Origin of the sequence: Helicobacter rappini, from assembly GCF_900198625.1 — a bacterium.
In the GTDB taxonomy this organism is placed as follows: domain Bacteria; phylum Campylobacterota; class Campylobacteria; order Campylobacterales; family Helicobacteraceae; genus Helicobacter_A; species Helicobacter_A rappini.
In genome coordinates this window covers 1-7,333 of the sequence record NZ_FZPK01000047.1, presented here as the reverse complement: position 1 = coordinate 7,333, position 7,333 = coordinate 1, and the positions used below count along the sequence as shown (strand labels likewise).

Sequence of the window (7,333 nt, the reverse complement as noted above, 5' to 3'; positions counted from 1 at the left end):
GGGGGGGGGGGGGGGGGGGGGGGGGGGGGGGGGGGGGGGGGGGGGGGGGGGGGGGGGGGGGGGGGGGGGGGGGGGGGGGGGGGGGGGGGGGGGGGGGGGGGGGGGGGGGGGGGGGGGGGGGGGGGGGGGGGGGGGGGGGGGGGGGGGGGGGGGGGGGGGGGGGGGGGGGGGGGGGGGGGGGGGGGGGGGGGGGGGGGGGGGGGGGGGGGGGGGGGGGGGGGGGGGGGGGGGGGGGGGGGGGGGGGGGGGGGGGGGGGGGGGGGGGGGGGGGGGGGGGGGGGGGGGGGGGGGGGGGGGGGGGGGGGGGGGGTGAGTGTAAGTAATTTTCTTAGGCGAGACTGCCTTGCATTTGTGCTAATGCCAAGTGAATGCAATGCTTTTTTAATACCAAGCGCATTAATATTATGGCTATATGGAATCTCCAAAAGATTTGGATGCGAATCCATACCTGTATGCTGTTGCGGATAAAGCGTGTGCAACACTTCTATAACCTCATTTCGATAGTGTCGCAGATAGCCACTCTGCCAATCATCGCCGTGAATCACAAGAATGGGCTTAATGGTGTTAAGGTTGTATATATAACTAAAAGTTTCTTGTGGGATAATCTCATCAATAAGTTTGAGATTTTCTAACACCTCTTTTCGTTGATTATAGTCTAAAAAAGCCGTCTCATCAACTTCTGCAATTGCACTATCTGTTAATAGCCCAACTACAACTCTTGCTTGTAGCTCATCTGCTTTTTGTCTAGCAATCTTTAAGACATTAATATGCCCAGCGTGCAGTAAATCTGCCGCCATAGCGACATAGACACTTTTTTCATAAGTTTTCATACGAACTCCTTGATGTGATTATAGCAAGATTCTGTCAGCATGGAAATAATGTTTGTAAAATTATTTTTTGTAATGAAATTTATTAAGATTGTTACAGCAAAAAATATTTTTAATTTCATATTTCTTGCAGTTAAATCTTGAATGCAAATTTTATAACATTTTTCAATTCTCGCCCTATTTACTTTTATCCCCCAACAATCCTTACAATATCATTGTAAAGTCCAAGCAACATGAGAGTTATAATGAAGCTAAGTCCTAATGCGACAAGGATATTTGCTATTTTTTCATGCAGAGCCTTTCCGGTTAGCCATTCATAGAGAGTAAAAAGGATTTGCCCGCCATCGACTATGGGTATGGGTAAAAGATTTATTACGCCAAGATTCACAGAAATGATAGCTAACACCAAAATAAAATTAACAAATCCCGCATTATATGCCTTCGCACTCACATCAGTAATGCCTACCACACTGCTTAGATTCTCAAGCCCAATTAGCCCTAGCAGCATATCCCGCAATCCCTTATATATCAGCATAATATCATCATAGACTTTCATTATGGCGTTTTGTAATATCTCAATGGGACTAAAATACATGATTGTAATAGCAGGTGTGATGCCTAATATTATGCGATCCTTTTCCTTGCTTAAAGGCACAAGTAGTTCTAAAATCTCTTTGTTTTTATTGGATTTTTCATAAGAAATAGGGCGAGATATAAGCAGCTTTGCCTCCATATTTTGTGTTTTATTCTCATTTAAAATATGGCTAATATCGCTAAATTTTTCCACCTTGATTCCATTAATGCTTATTATCTCATCATCTTTTTTTAAGATATTATAAGCTAAAAATTCCTTGCCAATATCTCCAATAATAGGGGTATTAGAATAGCTTGGCACACCTTTTGCAAAAATGATTATATATATGAAAAATGCTAAAATAAAATTAAATAAAGGACCTGCAAGAAGGATTAAAATCCGCTGAAATGGGTGCTTAGAAAGCAGGGAATCTTTATCGTATTGACTAGAAATACTAGATTCTATCTCATTAGAATCTTTAGATATAGAATCTTTTGTAATCTCACCTTTGAGCTTTACATATCCACCAAGCGGTATGAGAGATAGGGTGTATTCTGTGCCTTTGTATTGCTTTGTGATAAGCTTTTTACCAAAGCCAATGCTAAAGACTAAAACCCTAACACCAAACAAACGCGCAAATAAAAAATGCCCTAGTTCATGAAAAAATATGAGAAACGAGAGTCCCAAAATGGCAAATAATACTCCCATTTAAGCCATAGCCTTGTAATATTTAAAGGTATAATCAAGCCCAGAATATAGTGTAACAATCACTGCAATCCATAAAAAAAGTGTGCCACCGGGGAAAAAATCAGCAAGTAAAAACGCAATCGCTAGAATCTGAAAGCCAGTCTTGTATTTGCCAAGTGGGCTTGCTGCGACATTTTGCTTTGAGTTTGCCGCTACAACACGCAAGCCTGTGATATAAAACTCACGCGATAAGATGATAAAAACCGCCCACGCATTCGCCCTATCAAGCAACAATAAGCCGATGAATGCCCCAAGTATCAGCATTTTATCCGCTAAAGGATCAAAGACTTCGCCAAATGTGCTACCCAAATCAAACTGCCGTGCAATATAGCCATCAAAAAAATCTGTGATAGAAGCGATACAAAAAATAAGACAAGCACAATAATTCCGCCAAGAAATATCTACCCATGAAGGTACGATATGCTCCCAATGAAGCATCACAACAAGCAGCAAAACAGCGAGTAAAATACGCGAACATGTAAGAATATTTGGTATGTGTTTCATGTAAAATCCAGTTTTATATATGTTAAGTAAAGTTAAAATTATAACAAAAAAAGCAAAATCTTTTATTGCTTTGTTGTGTTAGAGTTTTGTAATTTATGCTGCAAAATTTGCAACATTATAGAAAATATTTTGCAATAAGAATCTGTTGAGCGTGTTGCAATGTGATAATTTTAATTGTTTAGAATCAAGTGGGATTTGGTTTTTGTTATTAACTTTATTTGGATAGAGTAACGCATTATTTTTATTTTTTAAGGAGATCTCTATGAATCATGTGCGTATAAGCGGGGGGGGGGGGGCAATACCTCTGCAATAACGAAAATTATATTTTATGCCAAAAGAAACTACCCACGAGGCGTGGCGTTATGTGGCTAGGGCAGACCTGCAATCTCAATTGCTATTTTTGCTACTTTGCTGAGCGGATCGCTGACAAGAAGCACCCTGAGCATCCATTTTTCTCTCTTGATAAAGCAAAAGAAATCTGTAAAATCTATGTTGATGAGTTCAATTGTAATAGCATAGATATTCAAGGCGGTGAGCCGACCATCTATCCTCATATTTTTGAGCTTTTAAAATACTGCAATGAAATCGGATTAAAACCAAGTCTTATAACAAACCTTATTGCTTTAGCAAAGTTTGAACACGCACAAAAATTTAAAGAGGCAGGGGTTTATGATTTTCTCTGCTCTTTGCATGGTATTGGTGCTACCTATGATAAGATTGTAGGTAAAAAAGGTGGCTTTGAGAGACAAATTAAAGCCCTTACAAATCTACAAATACTAAAGATTCCAATACGGGCAAATTGCGTTTTAACAAATGAGGTTATAGATGAATTGCCGCAAATTACTGATCTTGCAATTAAATATAATGCACGAGTGGTAAATTTTTTAGGTTACAATAATGCAGGTGATCAAAAGAGGGTAAGAGATACGCACAATATTCCATATTATGATGTGATAGGGCAAAAACTTACGCCTTGTATTGATAGATTAGAATCTCATGGCATTGAAGTGAATTTGAGATTCCTGCCATTTTGCGTTGTTGAAGAGCGACATAGAAAAAACATTGCAAATAGTTTGCAAATGATATATGATCTACATGAATGGGAGAGAAGCTCTAGATTGTGGATTGAGAGACAACCTCAAAGGGCAGCAAAACTAACGACAGAAAAACCAGATGTCATACGCTTTTTCACACAACACAAAAGACGCATGGCAAAACGACACAAAAGCTTTACATGGCTAAAACGCACAATATTGCCCTATATTCGTTTTGATGACAAATATGCACCAATCCAACCCTATGAAAAGCCAATTTTAGATAAGATTAAGTTCTATACTCCAAATGTAAAAAACATAGAATCCTTTAGTAAATTAGAGCATTTTTATTTAGAGCAAGACCTTGTGTTTGATGACATTCTTAAGGAAAAGATTAAGCCAAAACGATGTGAAGAATGTTCGATTAAATTTATTTGTGATGGATTTCATTGTGATTTTATTGAGGAATTTGGACAAGGTGCAATTAAGCCGATACGCTTGGATAAAGAAATACTAGATCCCAAACATTATTCAAACCTGCAATATAAAGTCATAGAAAAACAAGAGTGGGATTGGTTCTTTAATGATTTTGAGCGAAAAGAAGTGGAAAAATGCGTGCAAGATTTTAAAGAAAATCTTAAAAAAGAGGGACAACATGAAACTTCCGCAAGTTGAGATTATCATTTCTCTTTACAACTATGCAGAATATATTAGCGAATGTATCCTTTCTGTTATAAAGCAGGATTATCCGCATATTCTCATTCATGTCGTAGATGATGGAAGCAGCGATGATTCTGTAAGGATAGTGCAGGATTATTGCAAACAATATGCAAATATTAGATTGACAACAAAAGTAAATGGCGGTCAGCTAAGTGCGTTTAATGCCGGATTTATTCACCTTGATGGGAAGAGTGAAATTGTGTTTTTTCTTGATGCTGATGACTATATGCGTGAGGGCTACATCAAAAAAGCTGTGGAAACTTTTTTAGAGTCCCAGTGCGATATGTTATTTTGCGATTTATTTATCATGCAAGATGGTAAAATAAGCGATGGTGATAATGAGGTTTTGCCCTATGGTGATTTAGGTTTTAGTATATTTGATACCTACTTTAATGGCTCTTATTATGGACACTCTACTTCTACAATAGCAATTACAAAACAGATGCTTAGCAGAATCTTGCCACTTTCATTGGAAAATGAATGGAGAATACGGGCTGATGATTGTATAATCTATGGTGCCGCATTGGTTGGGGCAAAAATATTTCACTTAGATTTCAAAGGCATTTACTATCGTGTGCATAGCAATAATAATCATTGTGGAAAGACTTTTTCTTCAAAATATGAATTTCATCGTGCTTTATCTGTGCAAAAACTATTTTCCACATTATTGGAGAGGCATAAAATTTCACTTCATTATAGTTTGTTTTGTGCAGAAATTGATTCAAAACCTAGTGATTTGTTGTATCGATATAAAAAGATGATACGCGCAACTGATTTTAAATATTTTCAAAAATGGCGTGCCTACAAAATACTTCGCAAAAAATTAAAAAGGATATGAGAGATGATAAAACAATATCTTTATAAAATACTATATTTTCTAAAGCTTAAAAAGAAAAAGAGAAAATCGCCTTATAGTTTTATTGATATTGGCTACAATTGGGCTGATAGCTTTAAAGATCTGATATTTTGTGAAGATATTAATGTGCGGATTCAAAAGCTAAAACATGGTTTAGATATGGAAAGTTGTAGCATTATTGATGAAGTGCTAGAGAAGCTAATATGTCTTATCCCGCGTTCCACACAAAAAGCATTGTTTGATAAAAATACGCTGTTTTCACAAAGAGATTTAGCTTTGCAAAAAGAGATTCTAGATAACAAGATGTGGTCAGAGTATCCACTATCTAACTACTTTATGAGTGAAGTATATTATTATCATAATGGCATTAAACTGCTTCCAACACACTATATTGCAAGTCGTATTCACAATAAAACCATAATAGATGTGGGAGCGGCAAATGGCGATAGTGCGTTCTGTTTTGCTAAATATAACCCATATAGAATCGTGAGTTTTGAGATGGAAGCTTTGTGTTTTAATGAGCTAAGCGAAAATATTAAAAAATACAATATAAACGCTTTTGCCTTCAATCTTGCTGTGTCCAATTGCAATACAGAACAATCTGTAAGACTAGATTCTGTGCTAATTGCAAACAATGGGGGGGGGGGGGTAATATTCCAAAAATAACCACCGAATCTAGTTTGCATGATTCTCATTTAGAGATTGGATTAATTAAAATGGATATTGAGGGGGCAGAAATTAAGGCTTTGCTTGGGGCAAAGGAAACCATATATTTACACAGACCTATATTAATCATTGCAATATATCATAATGCGGAGCAATTTTTTGATACAAAAGAACTCATAGATTCTTGGGATCTTGGGTATAGCTTTTTTATTGCAAAACTTTCTGTTTTCCATCCAACAGATGAAGTTATGTTATTTTGCCTGCCCAAGATAGATTAAATAGGTTTGGGATTTATAAAACCCACCTCAATATTTTCAATTATATTAAGAAAATAAGGGCTATAAAAGACCCTCCTCCCCCAAAGACTGAGTTACTTAATCATCTTTAACCACAAAGCTTTTCACGCCAAAATGCTTTGCATAACTTGGATTTGGAAATTCATCGGCTTTATCGGTTGGATTCTGCCAATCTCCATAGCGTTTATAAAAGCTGTGAAAATATTTAGAGCTTACCACTATATCTTCTATCCCCCGTGCCTTTTGTGTCTCTATATAAGTTGCCATATTTTCCCATTTTATACGCATATCAACAAATGCACTCAAGACAAAACCTCCATAAAGAAAGCTAAACAATAAGATTGCATATCGAATCTTTTTCTCGTGATTGTAAAACAAATTTTCTATGACTTTATAAACAATTAAAAACCCAACAATCCCTATGAGAACCACAAAGAGACGGGCCCTAGGCGGGATATTCACCTGCAGTGTCAATAAAAGACATATATGACAAAAAATAAAAAGTAAAAAAGCATAAAAATACAACCTAGATAATTCCATATTGTCATCCTTTTTATAGACAACCGAAGCGTAATAGCATATCACAATAAACAAACATGCGCCAACAAGATGTTTAATAAAATGCAAGGTAGGTATAGAAAAGACTGCAATAAAAATCACGGCAAATAGGAGTATTACACCAATGTGCTGCCATTGTTTTTGTTTAATTTGAGTGTATAAAAAACATAATAATAAACATGCAAATGTAACAAGGGTTGTGCTTGTGGATTTCATAACATGACTGATTCTTGCAAGTTTTTCATATAAACTCATATGTAAAAAGTCACCAATGGAATAATATTCAATCTCTAATTCTACAAATAACGCCGCTCTCTTCGCATGACCGGGTGATAGATACAATGCTAAAAAACCCAATACAAATAAAATCACTCCAGCATAATACCAAAATGGTAATCTAACCTTTGCGATAAAGACTGCATAAAAGAGTAAGCAAATATGAATAATGACAACAATAATGCCTGTAATTTCATTTGACATTCCAGCAAAAAAGCTTACTATAAAAAATGGAATCAATATTAGAATTCGTGGGGGGGGGGGGGGAAGTTTAA

8 protein-coding genes are annotated in these 7,333 nt (G+C 37.1%); 4 read left to right on the top strand and 4 right to left on the bottom strand.

What is annotated here, in order from left to right; all coding sequences use genetic code 11:
- From C6H17_RS13055 to pgsA, 3 genes are all read right to left on the bottom strand, one after another.
- Positions 1-830, bottom strand: an 830-nt coding sequence (locus C6H17_RS13055) for an adenylyltransferase/cytidyltransferase family protein (protein WP_233714113.1), incomplete at its 3' end; no start/stop codon positions are given.
- A gap of 184 nt (positions 831-1,014) precedes the next feature.
- On the bottom strand, positions 1,015-2,109 hold the full coding sequence (rseP, locus tag C6H17_RS09335; RefSeq protein WP_005217686.1) for an RIP metalloprotease RseP: 1,095 nt from the start codon (positions 2,107-2,109) through the stop codon (positions 1,015-1,017).
- Positions 2,110-2,652, bottom strand: coding sequence for a CDP-diacylglycerol--glycerol-3-phosphate 3-phosphatidyltransferase (pgsA, locus tag C6H17_RS09330; RefSeq protein WP_005217685.1), 543 nt, complete (start codon positions 2,650-2,652; stop codon positions 2,110-2,112).
- A gap of 362 nt (positions 2,653-3,014) precedes the next feature.
- Here pgsA and C6H17_RS09325 point away from each other — a divergent pair, with 362 nt between their 5' ends.
- The 4 genes from C6H17_RS09325 to C6H17_RS13050 are packed head-to-tail and all read left to right on the top strand — an operon-like array spanning position 3,015 to position 6,206.
- Positions 3,015-4,361: a radical SAM protein gene (locus C6H17_RS09325; RefSeq protein WP_077388148.1), complete on the top strand. Its 1,347-nt coding sequence runs from the start codon at positions 3,015-3,017 to the stop codon at positions 4,359-4,361.
- On the top strand, positions 4,342-5,244 hold the full coding sequence (locus tag C6H17_RS09320) for a glycosyltransferase family 2 protein (protein ID WP_020995815.1): 903 nt from the start codon (positions 4,342-4,344) through the stop codon (positions 5,242-5,244). The genes C6H17_RS09325 and C6H17_RS09320 overlap by 20 nt, the downstream gene beginning before the upstream one ends.
- 3 nt (positions 5,245-5,247) lie before the next feature.
- The gene (locus C6H17_RS09315) at positions 5,248-5,928 is read left to right on the top strand and encodes a hypothetical protein (RefSeq protein ID WP_005217682.1); all 681 of its coding nucleotides are present in this window, start codon (positions 5,248-5,250) and stop codon (positions 5,926-5,928) included.
- Positions 5,847-6,206: an FkbM family methyltransferase gene (locus C6H17_RS13050; protein ID WP_148374302.1), complete on the top strand. Its 360-nt coding sequence runs from the start codon at positions 5,847-5,849 to the stop codon at positions 6,204-6,206. Before C6H17_RS09315 ends, C6H17_RS13050 begins: the two co-directional genes overlap by 82 nt.
- Before the next feature lie 96 nt (positions 6,207-6,302).
- Here the strand turns inward: C6H17_RS13050 and C6H17_RS09305 are convergent.
- Positions 6,303-7,333 (bottom strand): DUF6056 family protein (locus C6H17_RS09305; RefSeq protein WP_104731414.1); only part of this gene is annotated, 1,031 nt, incomplete at its 5' end.